The organism is Holophagales bacterium (assembly GCA_016699405.1).
Taxonomy (GTDB): Bacteria; Acidobacteriota; Thermoanaerobaculia; order Multivoradales; family JAGPDF01; genus JAAYLR01.
Genome location: CP064972.1, coordinates 1,785,500 through 1,810,158, shown reverse-complemented (window position 1 = coordinate 1,810,158; position 24,659 = coordinate 1,785,500). Strand labels below are relative to the sequence as shown.

At 70.5% G+C, this 24,659-nt stretch carries 21 protein-coding genes; 9 read left to right on the top strand and 12 right to left on the bottom strand.

Features of this window, described 5'->3' with window-relative positions; all coding sequences use genetic code 11:
* Positions 1 to 2: 2 nt before the first annotated feature.
* Positions 3 to 1,040, top strand: coding sequence for a tRNA preQ1(34) S-adenosylmethionine ribosyltransferase-isomerase QueA (queA, locus tag IPJ17_07585; protein QQR75424.1), 1,038 nt, complete (start codon positions 3 to 5; stop codon positions 1,038 to 1,040).
* Positions 1,041 to 1,087: 47 nt separating this feature from the next.
* Positions 1,088 to 2,152 carry a LamG domain-containing protein gene (locus IPJ17_07580; GenBank protein QQR75423.1) on the top strand — a complete coding sequence of 355 codons (1,065 nt, stop codon included), beginning with the start codon at positions 1,088 to 1,090 and terminating at the stop codon, positions 2,150 to 2,152.
* Positions 2,153 to 2,270: 118 nt separating this feature from the next.
* Here IPJ17_07580 and IPJ17_07575 read toward each other — a convergent pair whose 3' ends face one another.
* From IPJ17_07575 to gcvT, 4 genes are all read right to left on the bottom strand, one after another.
* Positions 2,271 to 3,557 (bottom strand): GGDEF domain-containing protein, encoded by a 1,287-nt coding sequence (locus tag IPJ17_07575; protein QQR75422.1) that lies wholly within the window; start codon positions 3,555 to 3,557, stop codon positions 2,271 to 2,273.
* 113 nt (positions 3,558 to 3,670) lie between these two features.
* Positions 3,671 to 6,565, bottom strand: a complete 2,895-nt coding sequence (gene gcvP, locus IPJ17_07570) for an aminomethyl-transferring glycine dehydrogenase (protein ID QQR75421.1) — start codon at positions 6,563 to 6,565, stop codon at positions 3,671 to 3,673.
* 3 nt (positions 6,566 to 6,568) lie between these two features.
* A complete protein-coding gene (gene gcvH / locus IPJ17_07565) occupies positions 6,569 to 6,955 on the bottom strand; it encodes a glycine cleavage system protein GcvH (protein ID QQR75420.1) in 387 nt (128 codons plus the stop codon).
* Positions 6,956 to 7,127: 172 nt separating this feature from the next.
* Positions 7,128 to 8,231: a glycine cleavage system aminomethyltransferase GcvT gene (gene gcvT / locus IPJ17_07560; protein ID QQR75419.1), complete on the bottom strand. Its 1,104-nt coding sequence runs from the start codon at positions 8,229 to 8,231 to the stop codon at positions 7,128 to 7,130.
* Between the two features lie 112 nt (positions 8,232 to 8,343).
* Here gcvT and IPJ17_07555 point away from each other — a divergent pair, with 112 nt between their 5' ends.
* Positions 8,344 to 9,726 (top strand): hypothetical protein, encoded by a 1,383-nt coding sequence (locus IPJ17_07555; protein QQR75418.1) that lies wholly within the window; start codon positions 8,344 to 8,346, stop codon positions 9,724 to 9,726.
* Positions 9,727 to 9,733: 7 nt separating this feature from the next.
* On the opposite strand, the gene IPJ17_07550 is transcribed toward IPJ17_07555, so the two are convergent.
* On the bottom strand, positions 9,734 to 10,225 hold the full coding sequence (locus IPJ17_07550) for a DUF456 family protein (protein ID QQR75417.1): 492 nt from the start codon (positions 10,223 to 10,225) through the stop codon (positions 9,734 to 9,736).
* A gap of 151 nt (positions 10,226 to 10,376) precedes the next feature.
* Between IPJ17_07550 and IPJ17_07545 the strand changes: the two genes are divergently transcribed.
* The 6 genes from IPJ17_07545 to IPJ17_07520 all read left to right on the top strand — a co-directional run bounded on the left by IPJ17_07545 (position 10,377) and on the right by IPJ17_07520 (position 15,535).
* Positions 10,377 to 11,891, top strand: coding sequence for a DUF11 domain-containing protein (locus IPJ17_07545; protein QQR75416.1), 1,515 nt, complete (start codon positions 10,377 to 10,379; stop codon positions 11,889 to 11,891).
* 174 nt (positions 11,892 to 12,065) lie between these two features.
* On the top strand, positions 12,066 to 12,260 hold the full coding sequence (locus IPJ17_07540; GenBank protein QQR76117.1) for a DUF2892 domain-containing protein: 195 nt from the start codon (positions 12,066 to 12,068) through the stop codon (positions 12,258 to 12,260).
* Positions 12,239 to 12,811 (top strand): RNA polymerase sigma factor, encoded by a 573-nt coding sequence (locus IPJ17_07535; protein ID QQR75415.1) that lies wholly within the window; start codon positions 12,239 to 12,241, stop codon positions 12,809 to 12,811. The genes IPJ17_07540 and IPJ17_07535 overlap by 22 nt, the downstream gene beginning before the upstream one ends.
* Positions 12,801 to 13,082 (top strand): zf-HC2 domain-containing protein, encoded by a 282-nt coding sequence (locus IPJ17_07530; GenBank protein QQR75414.1) that lies wholly within the window; start codon positions 12,801 to 12,803, stop codon positions 13,080 to 13,082. The genes IPJ17_07535 and IPJ17_07530 overlap by 11 nt, the downstream gene beginning before the upstream one ends.
* A 42-nt stretch (positions 13,083 to 13,124) precedes the next feature.
* Positions 13,125 to 14,927, top strand: coding sequence for a CBS domain-containing protein (locus IPJ17_07525; GenBank protein ID QQR75413.1), 1,803 nt, complete (start codon positions 13,125 to 13,127; stop codon positions 14,925 to 14,927).
* The gene (locus IPJ17_07520; GenBank protein ID QQR75412.1) at positions 14,924 to 15,535 is read left to right on the top strand and encodes a 3'-5' exonuclease; all 612 of its coding nucleotides are present in this window, start codon (positions 14,924 to 14,926) and stop codon (positions 15,533 to 15,535) included. Before IPJ17_07525 ends, IPJ17_07520 begins: the two co-directional genes overlap by 4 nt.
* Before the next feature lie 55 nt (positions 15,536 to 15,590).
* Here IPJ17_07520 and IPJ17_07515 read toward each other — a convergent pair whose 3' ends face one another.
* The 7 genes from IPJ17_07515 to IPJ17_07485 all read right to left on the bottom strand — a co-directional run bounded on the left by IPJ17_07515 (position 15,591) and on the right by IPJ17_07485 (position 24,420).
* On the bottom strand, positions 15,591 to 17,378 hold the full coding sequence (locus tag IPJ17_07515; GenBank protein QQR76116.1) for a cation acetate symporter: 1,788 nt from the start codon (positions 17,376 to 17,378) through the stop codon (positions 15,591 to 15,593).
* Positions 17,379 to 17,464: 86 nt separating this feature from the next.
* The gene (locus IPJ17_07510) at positions 17,465 to 17,746 is read right to left on the bottom strand and encodes a DUF4212 domain-containing protein (GenBank protein ID QQR75411.1); all 282 of its coding nucleotides are present in this window, start codon (positions 17,744 to 17,746) and stop codon (positions 17,465 to 17,467) included.
* Between the two features lie 19 nt (positions 17,747 to 17,765).
* Positions 17,766 to 19,256 carry a universal stress protein gene (locus IPJ17_07505; GenBank protein ID QQR75410.1) on the bottom strand — a complete coding sequence of 497 codons (1,491 nt, stop codon included), beginning with the start codon at positions 19,254 to 19,256 and terminating at the stop codon, positions 17,766 to 17,768.
* Positions 19,253 to 20,683 carry a protein kinase gene (locus IPJ17_07500; protein ID QQR75409.1) on the bottom strand — a complete coding sequence of 477 codons (1,431 nt, stop codon included), beginning with the start codon at positions 20,681 to 20,683 and terminating at the stop codon, positions 19,253 to 19,255. Before IPJ17_07500 ends, IPJ17_07505 begins: the two co-directional genes overlap by 4 nt.
* On the bottom strand, positions 20,684 to 21,427 hold the full coding sequence (locus IPJ17_07495) for a metallophosphoesterase family protein (GenBank protein QQR75408.1): 744 nt from the start codon (positions 21,425 to 21,427) through the stop codon (positions 20,684 to 20,686). It abuts the gene before it with no gap.
* Positions 21,428 to 21,617: 190 nt separating this feature from the next.
* On the bottom strand, positions 21,618 to 23,237 hold the full coding sequence (locus IPJ17_07490; protein QQR75407.1) for an MHS family MFS transporter: 1,620 nt from the start codon (positions 23,235 to 23,237) through the stop codon (positions 21,618 to 21,620).
* Positions 23,238 to 23,310: 73 nt separating this feature from the next.
* A complete protein-coding gene (locus IPJ17_07485; GenBank protein QQR75406.1) occupies positions 23,311 to 24,420 on the bottom strand; it encodes a hypothetical protein in 1,110 nt (369 codons plus the stop codon).
* Positions 24,421 to 24,659: the final 239 nt, after the last annotated feature.

Here is a 24,659-nt window from a genome sequence, read left to right as displayed (position 1 = left end):
CGATGCTGATCTCCGACTTCGACTTCGACCTGCCCGACGCGGCGATCGCGCAAGAGGCCGCACCGCGCGGCGAGAGCCGTCTGCTGGTCCTCGCCGCCGCGGGACAGGCACGCCACCGGCAGATCGCCGACCTGCCGGAGCTGCTGCAACCGGGCGATCTCCTGGTGGTCAACGACACGCGGGTGATCCCGGCCCGCCTCTTCGCCCGGCGAGCGGCCACGGCCGACGGCGGCGGCGGGCGCGTCGAGCTGCTGCTCGTCGAGAAGCTCGACGACGCCGAATGGGAGTGTCTCGTGCGCCCGGGGCGAAAGGCCCAGCCCGGCACGCGGCTGCTGCTCGACGACACCCTGTCGGCCGAAGTCGTCGCGCGGCTCGGCGACGGCCGCCGCCGGGTGCGCTTCTCCGCCCCGGTCGAGCCGCACCTCGACGCGCTCGGCCACGTGCCGCTTCCTCCCTACATCAAGCGACCCGACGCCGCGGCCGACCGCGAGCGCTATCAGACGGTCTTCGCCGCCCGGCCCGGAGCGATCGCCGCGCCGACCGCCGGACTCCACTTCACGCCGCAGTTGCTCGACCGGCTGGCAGCGCGGGGGATCGCCCGCGCAACGGTCACCCTGCATGTCGGAATCGGCACCTTCAAACCGGTCACGGTCGACCTGGTGCACGAGCACCGCATGGATGAGGAGCGCTACGAGGTGCCCGAAGCCACCGCCAGGGCGATCGCCGAGACGCGCGCCCGCGGCGGTCGCATCGTCGCGGTGGGGACCACCGTCGTGCGCACGCTCGAGAGCGTCGCGGCGGCGCACGACGGCGTGATCGTCGCCGGCAGCGGACGGACGGCGCTCTTCATCACCCCCGGTTTCGCCTTCCGGACCGTCGACGCGCTGCTGACCAATTTCCACCTGCCGCGGTCGACCTTGCTCCTGCTCGTCTGCGCGCTCGGTGGACGCGACCGCGTGCTCGCGGCCTACCGCGAGGCCGTGGCCTGCGGCTACCGCTTCTACTCCTACGGCGACGCGATGCTGGTCTCCCCGGCCTGACGGCCGCCGTGTAGACTTCGGCGCACCACCCACAGGAGGAGACCTTCATGAGACGTTCTCGCTTGCGTCTGACCCCCGCATTGCTTCTTGCCACGGCCTTCAGCTTCGTGGCATCTGCCGGCGCCCAGCCGTTCGGGGCCTTCGTCTCCGTGCCCGGCGAGCCCACGCAGAGCTACCTCTCGATCCCGCACGATGCGAGCCTCAATCCGACCGGAGAGTTCACCTTCGAAGCCTGGGTGGCGATTCGCAACAACAGCGCCGCCGAGGATTGCCGCTCGATCGCCGGCAAGAACTACATGCAAGCCTGGTGGATCGGCCTCTGCACCGTCGGAGGAAAGCCGACGCTGCGTTCCTACATCAAAGGAGGCGGCTCCGCGAGGAGCGGCGGCGTCATCCCGGCCAACGAGTGGACACACATCGCCGTGACGTACGACGGCTCGACGCGGCGCCACTACATCAACGGCGAACAGGTGTACGCCTACACCGAGTCAGGACCGCTCACCACCTCGACGAGCGAGATGCGGATCGGCGGCGACGTCTCCTGGCAGCACACGCCCACCGGAGCGATCGACGAGGTCCGCCTCTGGTCGGTGGCACGCAGCCAGTCGGACCTGCGCTTCTGGATCAACAAGACGCTCCCGGGCACTCCACCCGGACTGGTCGCCTACTGGAAGCTCGACGCCAACGCGAACGACGCGGCGGGCGGGCATGACGGCACCAGCCACGGCGCCGCCTACCTGACCTCGCCGGTCGCCGGCGGCTGCACGGGGAGCGCGAGCGCGCTCTGCCTCTACAACCGCTTCCTGGTGACCGTGCAGTGGCGGGACAACGCCGGCGTGGTGAGCAACGCACAGGTCGTGCCGGGCGTCGGCACGGCGCAGTCCGGGCTGCTCTATTTCATCAACGCGGACAACTGGGAGCTGCTCGCCAAGATGGTCGAAGGGTGCGGCCTGAACTCGCGCTACTGGGTCTTCGTCTCGGGTTCGACCGAGCTCTTCTACCGGCTGAACATCACCGACGTGACCCACGGCGTGAACAAGGTCTACTTCAGCTACAACGGGACGAATCCGCCGGCGATCACCGACACCGACGCCTTCGCCGTCTGTCCCTGAGCCGCCAGGAGGCGGATCGAATCCGTGGCCTGGGTCGGAGGAGCCAGGCGCTCCTCCTCCGGCCTGCTCCGCGGCACGCCGCTCATCCCCGGGAGCCCACACGGCGGGAAGGGGTGGCCTACCCTCCCGTCGCGTGGGTGCCGTTCCCCGCGACCGGCGGCTTGCGTCTCCGCTTGACCTCGTACATCGCGCGATCGGCCCGCTCGACGGCCGCCTCGACCTGCTCGGCGCCGTCGAAATCGGCCAGGCCGAGGCTGGCGAGCAGCGGCACCGGCGGCTCGCCCGGGCGCAGGCCGACGGGCGACTCGGCGAGCAGGCGCTCGAGACGCGGCCCGAGCTCGCCCGCGCGTCCGCGCCGCGCCAGCACCAGGAACTCGTCCCCGCCGAGCCGATAGAGGCGGTCCGAGGGCCGCAGATGCCGCCGCAGGGTGAGCGCCGCATGCTGCAGCAGCGCGTCGCCGGCCGCATGGCCAAGCGTGTCGTTGACCGTCTTGAGGTTGTCGAGGTCGACGACCACCACCGCCCCGTACTCCACCGACCAACCCTCGCGACGCGCCGCCTCGTAGCCGCGCCGGTTGATGCACCCGGTGAGCGGGTCGACGAGCGCCTCGCGGCGCAGCGCGTCGTAGGAGAGCTCGAGCTGCGAGTAGGCATCGTCGAGATCGCGCCGCGCGTCCTCGAGCAACAGCACGACCATGCCGAAACCGAGCAGCACGGCGAGCAGCAGGTCGAAGAACGAGTTGTGCGAAGTCACCCGTCGCAGCAGCGGATTCATGTTGACGCCGTGGGCGTCGGCCGCCGCGAAGGCCACGAGGTAGAGGGTCCAGAGCGCCGCGGCGAACGCCAGCGCCAGCGCCGTGAGCCGGCTCCCCAGACTGCGGCGTGACGGGGAGATCGACTGCAGACGCAGGGCACAGGCTGCCGTGGCCAGCACCATGAGCGGCGCCTGGGTCGCCACCATCGCGTTGAGATCGGGCAGGAAGGCCGCCGCCGCCAGGGCGAAGGCGGCGGCGATCCCGAGGAGCATCGTCCGCAGGCGTCGCGGGAAGAGGCCGCTGGCGAATCGCCAGGTCCCTTCGACGAGCGCGAGCAGCCAGCCCGCCTTGCCGAGCAGGTAGGCGGCATCGAGCGTGCGCACCAGGAGCGGCACCGATTCGGCGACTCCGAGCCGCACCGGGGCCACGAGCAGATAGCGCGCCACCAGCGCCAGCAGCCCCGCGGCCAGCGCCACCCAGCCGAGGCTCCAGATCGCGAAGTAGCGGCGCCGCCGCGCATACGGGCGCAGGACGAGGAAGAGCGTCGCCAGCAGCACCGTGCCGGCCACCTGGGCCAGGAGGCCGATGAACGGAATCATCGCCTCGAGACCACCGAACGGAGCGGGTTGCGTGGGCGGGCTGGGCGCCATGGGACGATCGGAGGCTCGTCGCTTCGGCGAGGCCGGAGGGCGGTCGGGATCGAGGCTCCCGGACCGCCCTCAGCCGGTTCGTCGGCCGGACGGCGTTCCCACTGCGGCAGGTCTCAGCCGACCGACGAGAGCTCCTCCACCGTGGGGCAGGTGCAGACGAGGTTGCGGTCGCCCCACGCATTGTCGATCCGGCCGACCGCCGGCCAGAACTTGCTCTCGCGCACCCACGCCGCCGGGAAGACGGCCCGCTCGCGCGAATAGGGATGGCCCCACTCGCTCGCCACGACCGCGCGCGCCGTGTGCGGGGCGTTCTTCAGCGGGTTGTCGCGCCGGTCCATCCCCCCCTCTTCGATCTCGCGAATCTCCGCACGGATCGCGATCATCGCCTCGCAGAAGCGGTCGAGCTCGGCGCGCGACTCGCTTTCGGTCGGTTCGATCATCAGCGTGCCCGGCACCGGGAACGACATCGTCGGCGCGTGGAATCCATAGTCCATCAATCGCTTGGCGACATCCTCCGCCTCCACGCCGGCGGATGCCTTGAACGGTCGCAGGTCGAGGATGAACTCGTGCGCCACGCGGCCCGCGGCGCCGGTGTAGAGCACCGGATAGTGCGGTGCGAGCCGCGCGGCCATGTAGTTGGCGTTCAGAATGGCGAGCTCGGTCGCCCGCGTCAGCCCCTCGCCGCCCATCAGCGCGATGTAGGCCCAGGAGATCGGCAGCACCGAAGCGCTCCCCCAGGGAGCCGCCGCCACCGGGCCCAGGGCCTGCGACCCACCGCAGGCGACGACGGGATGGCCGGGAAGGAACGGGGCGAGGTGATCGGCCACCGCGATCGGCCCCATGCCCGGACCGCCCCCGCCGTGCGGGATGCAGAAGGTCTTGTGCAGGTTGAGATGGCAGACGTCGGCGCCGATCGCTCCCGGCCGGGTGAGACCGACCTGCGCGTTCATGTTCGCCCCGTCCATGTACACCTGCCCGCCGTGCGCGTGAACGATCGAGCAGATCTCGCGAATCTCGGTCTCGAAGACGCCGTGGGTCGACGGATAGGTGACCATCAGCGCCGCGAGCTTCTCGGCGTGGGCGGCAGCCTTGAGCCGCAGGTCCTCGACGTCGATGTTGCCGTGCTCGTCGCAAGCCACGGCGACCACCTTCATGCCGGCCATCACCGCCGACGCCGGGTTGGTGCCGTGAGCGGAGACCGGAATGAGGCAGACATCGCGATGCGACTCGCCGCGCGACCGGTGGAAGGCGCGAATCACCAGGAGGCCGGCATATTCGCCCTGTGCGCCGGCGTTCGGCTGCAGCGACACGGCGTGGAAGCCGGTGATCTCGGCCAGCCAGCTCTCCAGCGTGCGGAAGAGCTCGGCGTAGCCTTCGGCCTGGTCCGCCGGGGCGAAGGGGTGGATCTCGGCGAAACCGGGCCAGGTGATCGGCACCATCTCCGTCGTGGCGTTGAGCTTCATCGTGCACGAGCCGAGGGCGATCATCGCGTGAGCGAGCGAAAGGTCACGCGCCTCGAGCCGCTTGATGTAGCGCAGCATCTCGTGCTCGGTCCGATAGCGGCGGAAGACCGGGTGGGTCAGGTAGGCGGAGCTCCGCGCGTGCGGCGCCGGCAGCGCCACGCGCGAGCCGGCGAGATCGACAAGACGCAGCCCGTCTCCGTTCTCCCCGGCGAAGATCTCGAGAAGCGTCTCCACCTCGGCCGTGTCGCTCAGCTCGTCGAGCGCCACGCCCACCGTCCGCTCGTCGAGCGGCCGCAGGTTGATCCGGCGCTCGCGCGCCGCGGCAACCGTCGAGGCCGCCGAGCGGCCGGCCGGCAGCTCGACGCGCAGCGTGTCGAAGAACGGCTCGGCGGGAAGGCGGCAGCCGAGACGCGTGAGCCCGGCGGCGAGCGCCCAGGCCAGCCGGTGGACGCGCTCGGCGATGTCGCGCAGCCCTTCGGCGCCATGGTAGATGGCGTAGAAGCTCGAGAGGATCGCCGGCAGCGCCTGCGCCGTGCAGATGTTCGACGTCGCCTTCTCGCGCCGGATGTGCTGCTCGCGGGTCTGCAGCGCCATGCGCAGCGCCGGCTCGCCGGCGCTGTCGCGCGAGATGCCGATGATCCGCCCGGGCAGCTGCCGCTTCTGCCCCTCGCCGGCGGCGAGGAAACCGGCGTGCGGACCGCCGTAGCCAAGCGGCAGGCCGAGCCGCTGCGACGAGCCGACCGCGAGGTCGGCCCCGAACTCGCCGGGCGGGCGCAGCAGGGCGAGCGACAGCAGGTCGGCGGCGACGACGAGGAGCGCGCGAGCCGCATGCACCTGGTCGGCGAGCGGCGCGTAGTCGAAGAGCCGGCCGTCCGTCGCCGGGTACTGCACCAACACCCCGACGACGCGTCCCGAGGAGAGATCGAACCGGGAGTGGTCGCCGACCTCGACGGTCACGCCGATCGCCTCGGCGCGCGTACGGACGACGGCGATCGTCTGCGGATGGCAGAGCTCGGAGACCAGGAAGAGCGGCTCGTCGACGTGGCGGACCGCGCAGCAGACGTGCATCGCTTCGGCGGCAGCGGTCGCTTCGTCGAGCAGCGACGCGTTGGCGATCGGCAGACCGGTGAGGTCGGCCACCACCGTCTGGAAGTTGAGCAGCGCCTCGAGCCGTCCCTGGGAGATCTCCGCCTGGTACGGCGTGTACTGCGTGTACCAGCCGGGGTTCTCGAGCACGTTGCGCACGACGACCGGCGGCAGCACGCTCGCCTGGTAGCCCATGCCGAGCAGGGAACGGAACGGGCGGTTGCGGCCGGCGAGCGCCGCCAGGCGCGCGGTGACCTCACGCTCGCCGGCGGCAGCCGGGAGCTCGAGCGGCGCGGCGAGCCGGATGGATGCGGGAACCGTCTCGGCGATCAGCTCGGCGAGTGAAGGGACGCCGATCGTGTGCAGCATCTCGGCGACGTCGGCCTCGTCCGAGCCGAGGTGCCGGCGGGCGAAACGATCGAGCGGAGGGAACGGATCGGACCCGGCGGACGCCGCCACGGGTCAGTCCTTCCCCTTCGAGGCGAACTCCTCGTACTCCTCGGCGCTCATCAGGTCCTTGAGCTCGTCGGCGGCGGAGAACTTGATCTTGACCAGCCAGCCGTCGCCATGCGGGTCGTCGTTGACCAGCTCCGGATCGTCCTTCAGCCGCTCGTTGACCTCGACGATCTCGCCAGCCACCGGGGTGAAGACCTCGGCCACCGCCTTGACCGACTCGATGGTGCCGATTTCGTCGTGGGTGTCGAACACCTGCCCCGGCTCGGGCAGCTCGACGAAGACGACCTCTCCGAGCTCCTGCTGGGCGAAATCGGTGACCCCGAGGACGCACAGATCGTCCTCGACCCGGATCCACTCGTGGTCGCGCGTGTAAAGGGCATCGCTGGGATACATGCGTGGGTTCTCCTCGACGGACGGCGGTCAGGTTGAGGCAGGGCGGCGCGGCCGGTGGGCCGCCCCGAACGGGCATTTTAGACCCGGCGACCCCCTTCGTGCCCGCTCCGAAAGGGTGGCCGGTGCGAGAGCCCGACCGGGAACGGCAGGCTCTCACCGGAGGGAGCGTCTCTCAGCGCGGACGGCGGTAGAACGGCAGCGGCACGACGCGGGCCGGCAGCTCGCGACCCCGGACGTCGACGGCGATCTCCGCGCCGACGGACGCCAGCGCGATCGGCAGATAGCCCATGCCCACCGCCTTCTCGAGCGTCGGGCCGAACGTGCCGCTGGTCACCGTGCCGACCGTCACGCCGTCCTTGCGCAGGGCGTGCCCCTGGCGGGCGATCCCGCGACCGACCACCTCGAAGCCGATCAACCGGCGGGTGAGCCCGCGCTCGCGCTGGGCGAGCAGGGCCTGGCGGCCGACGAACTCGCCCTTCTCGAGCTTGACCACCCAGTCGAGCCCGGCGTCGAGCGGCGTCGTCGTGCGGTCGATCTCGTGGCCGTAGAGTGCCATCGAGGCTTCGAGGCGCAGGGTGTCCCGCGCTCCGAGGCCGGCCGGCAGGAGACCGAGCGGACTTCCGGCGGCCATCAACGCTTCCCAGACGTGCATCGCGGCGTCCGGAGCGAGATAGAGCTCGAAACCGTCCTCGCCGGTGTAGCCGGTGCGCGAGATCAGAGCGGGGGTGCCGGCGACCTCGCCGTGCGCGAAGCCGTAGTACTTGATCGGTGCAAGCTCGATCGAGGCGAGCGGGGCGAGGATCGCCAGGGCCCGCGGTCCCTGGAGGGCGATGAGCGCCGTCTCGTCGGAGAGGTTCGTCACCTCGCATCCGGGGTGCGGATGGCCGACGATCCAGGCGAAGTCGCCGTCGAGGTTCGCGGCGTTGACGACCAGCATGAACTCCTCGCGACCCAGCCGATAGACCAGCAGGTCGTCGACGAAGGTCCCCTCGGGGGTGAGCAGGGCGCTGTAGTGGGCGCGTCCGATCGCCAGCTTGGCGACGTCGTTCGGCGTGAGCCCCTGGAGGAACGCCTCGGCGCCGGGCCCGGCAACGCGGAATTCACCCATGTGCGAGACGTCGAAGAGCCCGGCAGCGTTGCGCACCGCGCGATGCTCTTCCATGAGGCCGGCGTACTGCACCGGCATCTCCCAGCCGGCGAAATCGACGAGCTTGGCGCCAGCGGCCACATGCGCATCGCGCAGCGGCGTCCGGCGGAGGGTCGTGGTGTCGGTCATGGCTCGATGATAACCCCCGAGAGGCTCGGGACGCCCGGGGCTCGCCAGCTTGTGAGCGCCTGCATTCCCCACCCCGGAGGTCCGCGCTACCGTCCCCTCGAAGGAGTCCTCGATGGCCATAACCGCCCACCGCCCGTCGCTCCTAGCGTGGCTTCTCGCCTTCACCCTGGCCCCGCTCGCCGCGCTCGCACAGTCCGGCGCACCCCAGGCCGGCGGGCCACTGCCCGGCCCGTTGCCGCTCCTGCCCGCCGACAACTGGTGGAACGTCGATGTCACCCAGGCGCCGGTCGACCCGGGCAGCGCCGCGTTCATCCAGTTCGTCGGGCCGACGCGCGGTCTGCATCCCGACTTCGGGGGCGAAGCGGACGATCCTCCGGAGATCTACGGCATGCCCTACGTCACGGTGCCGGGCAATCAGCCGCTGGTGCCGGTTACTTTCGACTACGACGACGAGAGCGACGCCGGCGCACCGGGGCACCCCGACGGCTATCCGATCCCCGAACAGGCGAAGACCGAGCCCCGGTGGATCGAGGGCGGCTATCCCGGCGCGGTCGATGCGGGGGGCGACCGCCATCTCCTGCTCGTCGACCGCGACCAGCGCCTGCTCTACGAGCTCTACGATGTCTTCTGGAACGCCGCGGCCAACGGCGGCAGCGGACGATGGGAGGCCGGATCGGGCGCCGTCTGGCCGCTCGACGAGAACCGCCGTCGGCCCGACGGCTGGACGAGCGCCGACGCCGCCGGCCTCGCCATCCTCCCGGGGCTCGTCCGATTCGACGAGGTGGCCGGCCCCGATCCGATCCGGCATGCCTTCCGCGTCACCGTCCGGGCGACCAACGGCAAGGTCTACCCGGCCTCGCACCGGGCCGGCGACACGAGCGGCGCCCTGCCGATGGGAGCCCGCCTGCGGCTCAAGGTGACGAAGGACCTCTCCGGCTACCCCGAGCCGGCGCGCAAGATCTTCCAGGCGATGAAGACCTACGGGCTGATCGTCGCCGACAACGGCAGCGATCTCTACGTCACGGGAACCCACGACACGCGCTGGGACAACGAGCTCCTGAACCCCGCCTTCGCCTCGCTCCAGGGCAGCGACTTCGAGGTGCTGCAGCTCGGCTGGCAGCCGGCCTCGGCGCCGGCCCCCTGCAGCGCCTCGGCGACGCGGCACTGCCTGCACCAGGACCGGTTCGAGGTCTCGGTCACCTGGCGCGACCCGCTCGGTCGCAGCGGCGAAGGTCAGGCCGTGGCGATCCCGGGAGTCGACGACTCGGGACTCTTCTGGTTCTTCAACGGCGACAACCTCGAGCTGCTGGTCAAGGTGCTCGATGGCTGCGGTGTCAACCAGCACTACTGGGTTTACGCCGCGGCGACCACGGACGTCGAGACGACCCTGCGCGTCGTCGACACGTTGCGCGGCGTCTCGAAGACCTGGGTCAACCCGCTCGGCCACCCGGCGTCGGCGATCACCGACTCGAGCGCTTTCGCTTCCTGCCCGTGACGACGGGTCAGGAAGGTGAGCCGAGAAGCCAGGCGAGGGCAAAGACCCCGAGCATCGCCGCCACGACCGCCATCTTGGCGGCCATCCCGAGCGCCAGGCCAAGCGACGTGGCGACCGCCACCCGCCCGGCGTGCCGGAGATTGCGTCGCGCCACCCACTCGCCGGCGAGGGCGCCGACGAACGGGCCGACGAAGACGCCGACGAAGCCGTAGAGCAGCCCGGCGAGGGCCCCCAAGCTGGCCCCCGCGATCGCCCACCCGCTGGCTCCGACCCGCCGCGCTCCGAGCGCCGACGCGGTCAGATCGACCGCCAGGGTCGACGCTGCGAGGAGACCGGCCAGGGCGAGCGTCCAGCCGCCGACCCGCTGAAACCCGTCGGCCCAGGCGGCGACCAGCAGACCGACCCAGACGAGCGGGGCCCCGGGAAGTCCGGGGAGCACGGTTCCCGCTAGCCCGACCAGGACACAGAGCAACGCCACGATCCAGGCCGCGACCGCCATGGTCTCCGACTCTACCTTCCAGGCGGGGCTCGCTCCAGCCGGGCTAGCCGAAACCCGCGACTTTCTGGTATAGAAGGAACTCGAATCCTGACCCTGTCGGCATCGGCCTTCCCGGCCATCGTTCGACCCTTCACGAGGAGAATCCCGCCGTATGCGAATCCGGAACAGCCTCTCCGCCACCGCCGTCCTCGCCCTCGCGCTTGCTTCGGCTGCCTGGGCCGGCATCGCCCGCGAGCGGCATGCCCCCGTCGACGAGCGGGCGCTCAAGAACCTCCCCACGGCCGGCACGCACACCAACGCACCGAACAACACCGTCAGCTACTCGAACACCATCGTCAGCGGCCCGGAGTGGGCGCGCCCGTTCGCCGACTGCACCGGTTTGAGCGGCCTCGGCCCGGTGCGCTACCACGTCCAGCCGTTCTACGTCAGCGCCGCCGGCGCTTATGACGTGACGAGCGTGCAGGACGGGAGCTGGGACGGTTACATCTTCATCTACCAGGGCGCCTTCGACCCGAACAACCCGAACACCAACTGCGTCATCGGCAACGACGACGGGGCGGGCGGCATCGGCACCTCGGAGATCCTCGGCGAGGCCCTCGCTCCCAGCACCCAGTACCTGGTCGTGATGACCGCCTTCGAGCTCGGCGAAGAGGGGACGTTCACCAATACCATCACCGGCCCCGGCACGGTCACGCTGGGCGCGCTCGGCGGCACAACGGACCTCTCGATCACCAAGACCGCGCCCGACGGCGTGGTGATCGGCGACGAGACCGAGTTCACCCTGACCGCCGCCAACGCCGGCCCCGACCCCGCCACGGCCGTGGTCGTCAGCGACGCGATCCCCGGCGTCCTCAGCTACGTGTCGAACAACTGCGGCGCGACCGCCGTGGGCAACAACCTGACCTGGAACATCGGCGGCATGGCGAGCGGTGGCTCGGCCACCTGTTCGGTGATCACCCAGCTCAGCTCGACGGCCGGCTGCCAGGCGGTGACCAACACCGCGACGATCTCTTCGACGAATTTCGACCCGAGCACCGCCAACAACAGCTCGACCTTCGCCAACGCCCCCGAGCTGATCGCCGACCCGAGCTTCGAGGCCGGTTCCCCGAACGGCTTCTGGACCGAGGCCTCGACGAACTTCGGCACGCCGCTCTGCACGATCGCCGACTGCGGCACCGGCACCGGCACCGGACCGCACACCGGCGACTGGTGGTCCTGGTTCGGCGGCATCGCCGCTGCCGAGACCGGCAGCATGACCCAGTCGGTGACGATCCCGACCGGCGCAACGACGCTCACCTTCTGGCTCGAGGCGCCGGTTTGCGCCAACACGACCGACTTCCTCGAGTTGCGGATCGACGGCAACACCGTGTGGACCGTCAACGGCACCTCGCCGCTCTGCAACACCGTGGGCTACACCCAGCAGTCGGTCAACATCGCCGCGTATGCCAATGGCGCGGCGCACAGCATCCAGTTCTTCTCGACGATCTCCGGCTCGCCGAGCGGCAGCAACTTCTTCGTCGACGACGTGTCGCTCGCGGTCCCGACCTGCACGGTCGACATCCCGTCGGTGATCGAAGTGCCGACCCTCGACCCGATCGGTCTCGCCGCACTGGCCCTCGGGCTCGCCGGACTGGGCTTCGCTCTGCTCCGCCGTCGCGCCGCCTGATCCGGGCCGACGTCGATTTCCACTGGAGGGGCCGCCGCGATCCGCGGCGGCCCTTTTTCGTTTCACCCCGCCGGACCTGAATCCTCCCGCCCCGGATCGGGCTCTTATCGACGGCACCGGCGCTCTCGCCGATCCGCCACCCCCAACGAGGAGATTCCCATGGCGAGCAAGATCCTGCCGATCAACGAGCACCCCATCGAGCGTGGCCTGCGCATCGTCGTCGGACTGATCGGCCTCTCCCTCATCTTCGTCGGCCCGAAGAGCCTCTTGGGCCTATTCGGAGCGATCCCGCTCCTCACCGGCCTGGTCGGCAGCTGCCCGCTCTACACGCTGCTCGGCATCAACACGTGCCCGATCGGCAAGCGCTGAGCGATCACCAGCTGCTCGCCGCCAGCGCGGGCGGCGACGCGCTCGCCTTCGAGCAGTTCGTCGAGCGCCATCAGGGGCCGACGCTGCGCTACCTGCGGCTGCTGACCGACGCTCCCGGATCCGTCGAGGATGCCCTGCAGGAGGCGTTCCTCGCCGCCTGGAGAGGAGCCGCGAGCTTTCGCGGCGAGAGCTCGGCGCGCGCCTGGCTGATCTCCATCGCCCGGCACGCGCTCTTTCGCCAACACCGTCGCCGCGCCGGGGAACCGGACGAGTCCGTCCCGCTCGAAGCCCTCGGCCGGGAGGCCGGGTGGGGTGCCGACCCCCACGTCGACCTGGCGGAGCGATTGGCCGACCGCCAGGCGGTACGTCGCGCCCTCGGCCGTCTCGCGCCGTCCGACCGGGAGATCCTCCTGCTGCGCGACGTCGAGGGACTCAGCGGGGAGGAGTGCGCGGTGCTCCTCGGCCTCGGCCTGCCGGCGGTCAAGAGCCGGCTCCACCGGGCGCGACTGCGGTTCGCTGCCCAATTGCGAGGTGTCGATCATGGACGGTGAGCGAGAAGTCGCCGGCCTGCTCTGCAGCGAGGTTCTGGCGAGCCTCTCCGACTATCTCGACGGCGAGCTCGCCGCCGAGGCTCGGGCGGCCATCGAGGCGCACCTGGCCGGATGCGATCGGTGCGCGCGTTTCGGCGGAGGGATGTCCGGAGCGCTCGCGGCGCTGCGCGAGGCGCTGGTCGACGGATCGGTCGCCGACGACCTCGACGCACCGCAGCTTTTCGCCCGACTCCGCGCGAGACTCGACGACGAAACGGCTCGCCGCCGCTGATCGCCGAGCGTCGCCGCCGCCCAGGCGGTAGACTCCCCCGCGGTGACTCCCCGCGAGTTCCTCCAGAGCTGCCCGCCGTTCGACCGCGTCTCGGCGAGCGCCCTCGACTCGCTCGAGGCGACGCTCGAAGTGCGCTTCGCTCCTCCGGGAGAGGCCCTCTTCCGCCGCAGCGACGCCGAGACGCGCGTCCTCTACGTCGTGCGCAAGGGCTCGATCCGCCTCGAACGCGACGGCCATCTCGTCGAGCTCTGCGAGGTCGGCGAGCTGGTCGGCGCCGCGTCGCTGGTCGGCGGGGGCAGCCCTCGCTTCGACGCCGTCGCCGCCGAGGAGACGCTCCTCTACTGCCTGCCCGTCGCCGCCGTCCGCCCCCTGCTCGGCGAACCGGCGGTGGCCGGGTTCTTTCTCGCCAGCCTGGCCGACCGACTGCGGCGGACCGCCAACAGCGACGCGGCGGCGATGCCGACGGACTTCACGGCGCCAGTGCGCACGGCGGTCCATCGCCCGGCCGTCTTCGTCGACGCGGAGGCGAGCGTCGCCGAGGCCGCCCGCACGATGACCCGGGAGCACGTCAGCTCGGTGCTCGTCTCCGGCCACCAGCTCGGCATCCTCACGGATCGCGATCTGCGCGGGCGCGTGGTGGCTCGTGGGCTCGATCCGCAGACGCCCGTGCGGGTGGTGATGACGCGCCCGTGCCGGACGGCCTCCGTCGACGCCTCGCTCTTCGAGGTCCTGCTCGAAATGCTCGAGAGCCGCATTCACCACCTGCCGCTCGTCGAGAGCGGCGAGGTGGTCGGCGTGGTGACGCAGACCGACCTGCTGCAGCAGATGTCGCGCAGCCCGCTCCACCTGCTCAAGAGCGTCGAGCGCCACGGCGACACCTCGCGACTCGCCGATTTCGCCGCCGAGCAGGCCGCGATGGTCGAGCGCCTCGCCGCCGGCGGCCTCGAGGCCTCGCGGATCGGGCGGATCGCCGCCAGCGTCAACGACGCCCTCGCGGCACGGCTGCTGCGGCTCGCCGAACGCGAGCTCGGCGAGCCGCCGTGCCCCTATGCCTGGATCGTCTACGGCTCCGAGGGCCGCTTCGAGCAGACGTTGCTCACCGACCAGGACAACGCTCTCGTCTTCCGCGACGACACGCCGGAGGCCCGGGAGTACTTCGCCGCGCTCGCCGGACGGACGGTGCGCGGTCTGCTCGAGCTGTCCTTCCCGCCCTGCAGCGGCGGCTTCATGGCGACCCGCTGGTGCTTTCCGCTCGCCGAGTGGCAACGCAAGTTCGATCGCTGGATCCGCACGCCCGAACCGCAGGCGCTGCTCGACGCGGCGATCTTCTTCGACTTCCGCCGCGTCCACGGCGAGCTTTCGCTCGCTCCGCTCGCCGAGCTCGTCGCGGCGGCACGCGAAGCCCGGCTCTTCCTCCGCCTGCTGGCGCAGAACGCCCTGCGCTTCCGGCCGCCTCTCGGATTGTTCAATCGACTGCAGACGGGCGACGGCGGCATCGACCTCAAGAGCGGCGGCCTGATGCCGATCGTCGGCATGGCGCGCGTGCGCGCCCTCGCCGCCGGCCTCGCCGAGCGCTCGACGCTCGACCGCGTCGAGGGGGCCGCCGCGGCCGGCACGCTCCGTCGCGAGAGCGCCGACACGCTCGCCGAAGCGTTCCGCTTCCTGGTTCGCCTCCGCCTCGACGCGCAACTCGCCGCCCTGCGCCGCGGCGAGCCGCTGACCAACACCGTCGACATCGCCGCGCTCGGCGCGCTCGAGCGACGCCACCTCAAGGACGTCTTCCGTAGCGTCGCCGAGCTGCAGGACGAGCTCGCGCTCGACTTCGTCGTCGAGAAGGCGACGTGAGCGCCTTCTGGAATCGCCTCGTCGGACGCCCGCGGGATGTCGCCTGGACCGAGGCGACCTTCTGGGCGCTCGACCTCGAGACCTCCGGTCTCGACGCGCGGAAAGACGAGATCCTCGCCGTCGGCATGCTGCCGATCCGTCAGGGGAGCGTCCGCTGGAACGAGCGCTTCGCTTCGCTCGTCCGCCCGGCCCGGACGGACGGCGCCCTCGGCGACGGTCTGGCGGCCCACCACCTGCTGCCCGGCGAGTTGGCGACCGGCCTGCGAACGGACGAGGCGCTCGACCAGGTGCTGGCGCGACTGGCCGACGACGTCCTGCTGGTCCACTGCGCGCCGGTCGACGTCGCCTTCCTGCGCGCCGCCTGCGCGGCCTGCGGGCGTCCGTGGCCGTCCCCGGCGGTGGTCGACACGGCCGCGCTCCTCGATCAGATGGCCGAGCTGGAATACCCCAAGCCGCCTCCGGCCGCCGGCCTCGCCGCGGCGCGGGCGCGTTTCGGTCTGCCACCGGCGAGCGAGCACGATGCGATCGCCGACGCCCTCGCCACCGCCGAGCTCTTCCTCGTCCTGCGCCATCACCTTCGCGCGACGACGCTGCGCGACCTGCTCTGAGCCGGCGAGGCGCCGGTCGCGGCAACGCTGCCGGAGCGAAGCGAGCCGTCCCGGCTCAGTCCAGCGACCCGCCGCGCGCGGCGCCACGCGGATAGCGCACGCTCTCGACGAACTCCTGGAGCTCCCGGCTCGGCGGCGAGGTGAGACGAGAGACCAGCAGGATGGCGAGGAAGCCGAGAGGGATGCCGAAGATCCCCGAGCCGACAGTGCGAATCCCCCACCAGGCGACACCGAAGTAGCGGCTGGCGACGAGGTAGTAGAGCGTCACGGCGAACCCGACGAGCATCCCGACGACCGCTCCGGCCTTGTTCGCGCGCTTGTCCCACACTCCCATGACCAGCGCCGGGAAGAACGACGCGGCGGCGAGCGAGAACGCCCACGCCACGACCTCGACGATGATCGACAGGCGGAAGGTCGCAGCCCACGCGGCGAGTGCCGCGGTGAGCACGAGGAAGGCGCGGGAGATCGAGAGGCGCCGGCGGATCGACGCCCCCGGGTTCAGGACTTTGTAGTAGAGGTCGTGGGAGAGGACGTTCGAGATGGTGAGCAACAGTCCGTCGGAGGTCGAGAGCGCGGCGGCAAGACCGGCCGCGGCCACCAGGCCCGAGATGGCGAACGGCAGGCCGGCGATCTCCGGCGAGGCCAGCACGACGGCGTCGGCGCCGATCCGGAGCTCGCCGAGCTGCAGCAGTCCGTCGCCGTTGACGTCGCGCCACGACACCAGACCGACCTGCGCCCAGCGCGTCATCCAGGCCGGCAGATCGGCGATCGGCAGGCCGACGACCTGGTCGAGGACCTCCCAGCGGGCGAACGCCGCGTAGGCCGGGGCACCGACGTAGAGCAGCGAGATGAAGAGCAGCGACCAGCCGACCGACGACCTCGCCTCGCGCACCGAGGGCACCGTGTAGTAACGCATCAGGATGTGCGGCAGCCCGGCGGTGCCGACCATCAGGCAGAGCGTCAGGGCGAGGAAGTTCGTCACGTCGGTGCGCGCGAACGGCTGCAGATAGGGGGCGAGCGGCGCCGGCGCCGGGCCCTCGGCGGTCCCGGCCGCCGTCGCCGCGGCGTGCTCGGCGAGGAGCGCCTCGTGCACCGCCCGCTCGGCCGGGTCGGCGATGAGCTGCCGCTCGCGAGCGTCGATCTTCTGCAGGACCTGCCCGTACATCAGCCCGGCAACCGGCACGCCGGTAGCGCGGTACGACATCACCGAGACCGGGACGAGGTAGGCGAGCAACAGCACGAGGTACTGCCCGACCTGGGCCCAGGTGACCGCCTTCATCCCGCCGAGCATCGAGCAGACCAGGATGGCCGCGAGCCCCAGGCCGACGCCGACCGAGAAGCTCAGCCCGAGCAGGCGGCTCATGACGATGCCGACGCCGGTGATCTGCGCCACGAGGTAGGTGAACGAGGTGGCGACCGCGGCGACGACGCCGACCAGGCGCGGGAGATTCCCGCCGTAGCGCGCGCCGAGGAAATCCGGGATGGTGTACTGGCCGAACTTGCGCAGGTAGGGACCGAGGAAGACGGCGAGCAGCACGTAGCCGCCGGTCCAGCCCATGATGTAGGCGACGCCGTCGTAGCCGAGCGCGAAGAGCGTCCCGGCGAGCCCGATGTAGGAGGCGGCGCTCATCCAGTCGGCGGCGGTGGCCATGCCGTTGAACAGGGCCGGGATCTTGCGCCCGGCGACGTAGTACTCGGCGATGCGGGTGGTGCGGGAGGCGATGCCGACGACCACGAAGGCCCCGATGGTGATGCCGATGAAGGCCCAGCCGACCGCTCGCTCCGACGCACCGAGCCGCTCGGCGAGGGCGAGCACGGTGACGACCGCGGCGAGCGCCCCCATCGTCCGCCCGAGGATGCGCCAGCGTTGCGCACCTGCGTTGCCCTCCAGCCGTCGTCCCGCCCCCTTCGCCGCGTCGCGCATCGCCCTCACTCCTCGTCTTCCTGCAGCTCGTGCTGGCGATCGAGCCGGTTCATCGCCCGCGCGTAGTTGGCCACCAGCAGGACGAAGACGAGCACCGAGCCCTGGGCGCCGAAGTAGTAGCCGAGCGGGAAGCCACCGACGACGATGCGGTTCAGGGTCTCGGCCATCAGGGCGGCGCCGACCGACACCGCCGCCCAGACGGCCAGCGTCCCGGCGGTCAGGCGACGCGTCGCACGCCAGTAGGCGGCCAGCTTGCCGCGATCGGGCTCGAGCTCTCGGACGCGCATGCCCCTCCTCCTCTCTGCCTCAGTCGTCGAACCGTTCGTCACCGGTCGGCATCTCGAGCTCCTGCGGCTCGGCCTCGTCGCCGTCGGTCTCCGCCGCGGCTCGATTCGGGTCGAAGACGCGCACCACCGTGACCGTGCAGTCGGCTTCGGACACCAGCCGCGACGAGACACTGCCGAGGAAGCGCCGCAGCGACGAGTGGCCGCGGGCGCCGAGGATCAGCCGCTCGACCCGGTTGGCGCGGATGTGGTCGAGCAGCGTCTGCGCCGGGTCCTCCCCCTCGAGCACCTGGAAGGTGACGCGCTCCGGCGGCAGCCAGAGCGTCCGGGCCCAGTGGCGCAGCTCGACGAGCCGCCGCGCGCTGCTGCCGGCCGCCTCGCCGCCCGGCGCCGCGGCAGGACCCTGCCGGGCCACGCCCCGGACCGAGACGCACATCAGTCGCGCCTGTTGGTCGACGGCGAGCAGACGGCGCACCGCCACCAGCAGCGCGCGCGCCAGCTCCTCGCTGCCCGGTTCGAGGTTGACCGCGACCATGACGAGGCGACCCGAGCGCGGCTCCGCCGCCCGGCCGGCGACCGCTCCGCGACCGCGGGCCACGGCGACCGTCGTGCGGAGCGAGCGCCAGAGCCGGCCGAGCGGGCCGGGTCGCCGCCCACGCCGCGCCCGCTCGGTCAACTCGACCCGTTCGGGGTTCCGCAGGTCGTCGGCGACCTGCTCGGCGCTGGCGTAGCGCCGCCCGGGGTCGGTCTCGAGACAGTGAAGGATGACCTCCTGCAACCACCCGGGGCAGGAGGGATCGAGCGCGCGCGGCGGATCGGGCTCGTGGAAGAGGCGTCGGCGCAACCCCGGCACGGTGCCCGGGCTGCCGAACGGCCGCACGCTCGTCGTCAGCTGGTAGAGCACGACACCGAGCGCGAAGAGGTCGCTGCGCGGGTCGTCGCGATGGAGCAGCACCTGTTCCGGCGCGATGTAGGGACCGCTGCCGAGAGGGAACCGGAACGCCTCGCCGAGCAGGTCCGGCCGGTCGAGCGCGTTGGCCAGCCCGAAGTTGACCAGCACCGCCTCGCCGGAACGGCGGAAGAGCAGGTTGTGGGGCTGCAGGTCGAGGTGCAGCACGCGCTGGCGGTGCAGGTCGGCGAGCGCGTCGGCGATGCGGGCTCCGACCTCCGCGATCTCGTCCGCCGCACCGGCAAGCGAGGCCATCCGGTCGTGGAGCGAGGCCCCCGGCACGTACTCCATCACCAGGTACGGCTGACCCGCGAAGTCGCCGGCCGCGACCAGCCGCGGGGCATGCGGGCCGCGGAGGTGAGCCAGGACCTGCTGCTCGACCTCGAACCCCACCGCGGCCGTGGGGTTGTCCGGCTGGTCGAGTCGCGGCACCTTCATCACCAGCGGCAGGCCGTCCGCTTCGCCGGCGACCCGCCAGAAGGTCGCTCGCACCGCTCGTGCGATCCGTTCGCCGAGGACGAAGCGGTCGACTCGCGCTCCGGGATGGAAGAGCTCGGCGCTCATCCGGACGCGACCTCGCCTTCGGCGCCCGGCGCGGCCGGCAGCTTGACCACCGTCACCGTGCACGGAGCCTCGGCCACCACACGCGCCGAGGTGCTGCCGAGGAAGCGGCGGAGCGTCGAGCTGCCGCGCGCCCCGATGACCAGGTGCGCGACCCGGTTGAGCGTCGCATATTCCACGAGCGCCGCGGCCGGATCGGGGTACTCGAGCACGTGGAAGGAGATGCGATCGTCGGCCAGGTCGAGCGGTCGCGCCCAGCGCTTGAGCTCGGAGAGCACCTGCACCTGAAGGTTGCGTCCCGCCTCGTCGACGCTCACGTCGAGCGCCAGCTTCGGCGTCTTGCGTACCGTCACGCAGGTCAGCCGCGCGTGCGGCGCCGTCGCCAGGACCTCGACGACCGTCTCGCGCAGCGCTTCGGCGAGCGCCTCGTTGCCCGCGGTCGTGTCGACGGCGGCCATGACGATCGGCATCGAGTCGACCGGACGCGCCGTGGTCGGCGCGATCAGCGTGCCGCTACCGGCCTGGAGCCGCCGCCGCAGCGACGACCAGGCCCCGTCGCTCGCGCTCCGCGTCGCGCGCTCGGTCAAGAGCACCTGATCCGGGTGCTGCAGCGCGAAGGCGAGCTGCGCGGCGTCGCGATAGCGCGCCGCCGGGTCGACTTCGAGGCAGCGCAGGATGATCTCCTGCAACCAGTCCGGGAACTCGCGGTCGCGGGCCCGCGGCGGGACCGGCCGCATGTAGAGCCGCTGCCGCAATCCCGCCTGCGTCTGCGGATTGCCGAACGGCTGTTCGCCGGTCGAGAGCTCGTAGAGGACGACGCCGAGCGAGAAGAGGTCGCTCCGCGGGTCGCTCCGCACGTGGAGCACCTGCTCCGGCGAGATGTAGGGCGCCGTGCCCATCGGCAGGCGCAGCTCCTCGGCGAGCAGGTCCGGCAGGAAATCGTGGCGCGACAGCCCGAAGTCGATGAGCACCGCCTCGCCGCTGTCGCGCAACAGGATGTTGTCGGGCGTCAGGTCGAGGTGGAGGACATGCTGGCGGTGGACGTCGTTGAGCGCCAGCGCCACCTGCGCGCCGATCTCCGCGACCGCGTCCGGTTCGAACGGGGCCTGCGGCAGTCGCTTCTCGAGCGAGCCCCCGGCGACCTGTTCCATCGCCAGATAGGGTTGCGAGGTGATGTCGCCCGAACCCACGAAGCGCGGCACGTGGCGGCCCGAAAGCCGCGGCAGGATCATCTGCTCGACTTCGAAGCAGAGGATGAAGGACGGGTTGTCCGCCGCGCCGAGACGCGGGACCTTCATCACCGTCGGCAGGGCAAGATCGGCTCGCGTGACTCGCCAGATCGTCGCCATCCCTCCGGCGTGCACGACCTCCTCGAGGCGAAAGCCGTCGATCTCGACGCCCGGTGCGAGGATCTCGGGACCGGACGCCATTCAGCCTCCGGCTTCGAGGCGCAAGCCGAGCCAGGCCGGCAGACCCGCCTCGCGGATCTTCCGGCTCGCCGTCGCCGCGTCGTAGGGCACGCGGAAGCAGGTGAGGGAGGCCCGGTCGACGTCCAGAATCGAGTAGGACGCGGCGGGATTACCGTCGCGCGGCTGCCCCACCGCACCGAGCACGGCGATCCACCGGCGGAGGCCACCGAGAGGGATCTCGACCCCCGGCACCGGCTTGAACGCCTCCACCCGCCCGGCCGGGCCCTGATGGTAGAGCGTCTGCGAATGGAGGTGCCCGCAGATCGTCACGCGCGCTCCGGTCGCGCCGAGGCTGCGTTGGGCGTCGTCCGTCGACCGCACGTACTCCCAGCCGCCCGGCTTCCAGCCGTTGGCGTGAACGAAGAGCCGTCCGGGCTCCTCGGCGGCGAGCGGCAGCGCGCGCAGGAACGCCATCTGCCCCTCGTCGAGCTGCTGGCGCGTCCACTCGATCACCTCGAGCGCGTCACCGTGCATCTCCTGCCCGGCACCGCGCGCCACCGCTTCGTCGTGATTCCCCATCACCGAGACGGCCCCGTTCGCCTGCAGCCGGGCCACCGTGTCGACGACCCAGCCGGGGTCCGCACCGTAGCCCACGAGATCGCCGAGGAAGACGTGGCGGTCGATCCGGTGTCGCCGGCCGTGCTCGAGGCAGGCTTCGAGAGCTTCGCGATTGGCGTGGGGGTCCGCGAACAGGCCGATGCGCATCGAAGGCTCATTAGAAGAAAACGCCCGGCGAAAGGCAACCGCCCCTCGCCGGGCTCCGCGTCCCTCCTCGATCGGGCAACCGCAAGCGCCGAAGGCCCTTGGCCGCCAGTCGAGGAGGACGAGGCGGGCCGCACCGCGACCGGCCGACGGATCCCGTCCGCCGACCGGCCCTCGCCGCGGTTCGCTCGCGTCAGTTCTCGTGCGTGTAGATGTCCCGGTCCTTCGTCTCCCGCAGGAAGAGCGTGCCGACGACGAAGGTGATAATCGACACGACGATCGGGTACCAGAGGCCGTAGTAGATGTCGCCCCGGGCGGCCACCATCGCCGTGGCGGTCAGCGGCAGCAGGCCGCCGAACCAGCCGTTGCCGATGTGGTAGGGCAGCGACATCGAGGTGTAGCGGATCCGCGTCGGGAAGAGCTCGACGAGGAACGCCGCGATCGGCCCGTACACCATCGTCACGTAGATCAGGAAGATGAACAGGATCAGCAGCGTCATCCCGTAGTTGATCTGCGCCTTGTCCGCCGTCTCGGGGTAGTTGAACGACTTGAGCGCCGCCTTGAGGTCGGCCTCCTTCCACCCCTCGATCACCGTCTCGTTGATCTTGGTCGTCACCTTGCCCGCCTCGCCCGGCAGCGACTCGAAGTTGAGCCCCTGCTTGGTGAGGAAGTCCTTGACCCGGTCGCACTCCGAGAACTTGCTCCACGGTCCGACGAAGATGTGGAACTGGCAGTCGTTCTCGTTGGCCGCGACGCTGATCTTGGTCGTGTTCTGGAACTGCTCGAGCGCCGGGTTGACGTAGTGGGTCAGCGCCTTGAACAGGGGGAAGTAGGTCAGTGCCGCGATCAGGCAGCCGAGCATGATGATCTTCAACCGGCCGACCTTGTCGGAGAGCCAGCCGAAGAAGACGAAGAACGGCGTGCCGAGCAGGAGCGAGGCGCCGATCAGCGTGTAGGTGGTGAGGAAGTCGAGCTTGAGCGTGATCTGCATGAAGAAGAGGGCATAGAACTGGCCCGTGTACCACACCACGCCCTGACCTGCCGTGGCGCCCACCAGCGCCAACAGCACGTACTTGTTGTTCGGGTAGCGCAGGAAGCTGTCGGTGAGCGGCGCCTTCGAGGTCTTACCCTCGGACTTGATCTTGGCGAAGATCGGCGACTCGTGCAGCTTCAGGCGGATGTAGATCGAGACGGCGAGCAGGAGGATGGAGACCCAGAACGGGATGCGCCAGCCCCACTGCGTGAAGGTGTCCTTGCCGATGTAGACGCGGCAGAGGCCGATGACGAGGAGGGCGAGGAAGAAGCCGACGGTGGCCGTCGTCTGGATCCAGCTCGTGCTGTAGCCGCGACGGTGCTGCGCCGAATGCTCGGCGACGTAGGTCGCCGCACCGCCGTACTCGCCGCCGAGCGCCAGGCCCTGGAGGAGTCGCAAGGTCACCAGCAGGATGGGTGCGCCCCATCCGATCGTGGCGAAGGTCGGCAGGAGGCCGACGCCGAAGGTCGAAAGACCCATGACCACGATGGTCACGAGGAAGGTGTACTTGCGCCCGACGAGGTCGCCGATGCGCCCGAACACCAGCGCGCCGAACGGCCGGACGAGGAAGCCGGCGGCATAGGTGGCGAAGGCCGAAAGCAGGGCGGCGGTGTCGTTGCCCTTGGGGAAGAAGAGGGCGGCGAAGAACGGTGCGAGCGTCGCGTAGAGGTAGAAGTCGTACCACTCGAACACCGTGCCGACCGACGAGGCGACGATGACGAGCTTCTCTTCCTGGGTAATCGGCGCCTTTTCGGCGATGACTTCCGTGGCGAGTGCCATGTTGCTGGATCTCCTGGTTCCTGGTTGCGGTTCTAGCGTCGGGCGTCTGGGAGCAGAGCCGAGACGCGCCGGATCAGAACTGGAACACCTGCCACTGCACGACCACCTGGGCCAGGTCGTCGCCCTTCGACGGGCTGATCTTGGTGTAGGCGATCTTGACGTTGTGGTTGTGTCCCGCCGGGAAGAAGCCGATGCCGAACGAGTAGCGCTTCTCGTCGATGCGCGAGACCGCGTCGAAGTCGCGCTGCGCGAACTGGACGTACGGCATGATCTTGGCCTTCGCCGCGAAGAAGCCGATCTCGACGAGCTTGTCGTTCTGCTTCGGGATCGCGGTAAGGAACTTGTCGCCGTCGAACTTCATCAGGTCGGCCTGGATGGTGAGGCCATTGCCGCCGGGCAGCGGCAGGTCGGCGAAGAAGTCGGCGGCGATGGAGCTGTAGTCCTCCTGGCCGTCGTAGCTCGCGCCGATCGCGACCGTCTTCGTCTTGCCGAGCGAGGTGCCGCGGTAGAAGAGGCCGGTCTGCGGGGTGAAGAACGAGTACATCACCCGCCCGTAGGTACGCATGCCGTTCGCCGCGTTCGTGCCGCGCGACCCCTGAAGGATGCCGACGCGGTACTCGAGGTGGTTCTCCGCCGCGTAGCCGCGCGCCTGGATGCCGTAATCGCGGCCGACCCGGCCGCCGATCGGCGTCGACTCGGTGAAGGTGTAGGCGCCGTAGTCGGCCGCCAGCAGCGAGGCCGCCGACTGGTTGTGGTTGTAGGAGATCGCCGGCAGCAGCATGCCGGCCTCGATCTGGAAGGTGGGCTTGAACTTGTAGCCGACGACGAAGTCCTGCAGGTACATGTCGTTGGCGTCCTTCACCCCGGCGGTATTCGACTTGCCGAGGTTCGGGCTGTCGGTCTCGGCGAAGATCGACAGCTTGTCGCCGAAGGTGAAGTTCATGAGGATGCGGGCGCGCCGCAGGAAGAGGTTCTTCGACGTGTCGACCTTCTTGCCGCTGGCGTTGGCCACGTCGAGGGACTCGCCCTGCAACTGCCCGAGGATGCCGACCTTGAAGGTCGACTTCTCGTCCTGCGACTTCCACTGGAGCTGCGCCGATCCCGGACGGGCGGCGAGCAGGGTGACGCCGAGCAGCACGAACAGGGTGCGGACGAGGCGTCGCGGGCGGAGACTCGGTTGCATGGTCCCTCCTTGTCTGAAAAGCCCCTGGCAGAGGCGTGTCGATGGCACGGAAACAAGGTGATCCGTCCCGCCACCCCCTCGAACAGGGGCGGAGAGAACCGGCTGAAGGTCCAACGAGTCGAAGGTGCGCACGATGCTCGGGATCCCATCAGCACGAATCGGGCCAGGATCGAGCGTAGCGTTTCGTAGCGAATTGTAGCGCTCGGCTCGGCAGCATGATTCGCTGTCACTTTTCTTGG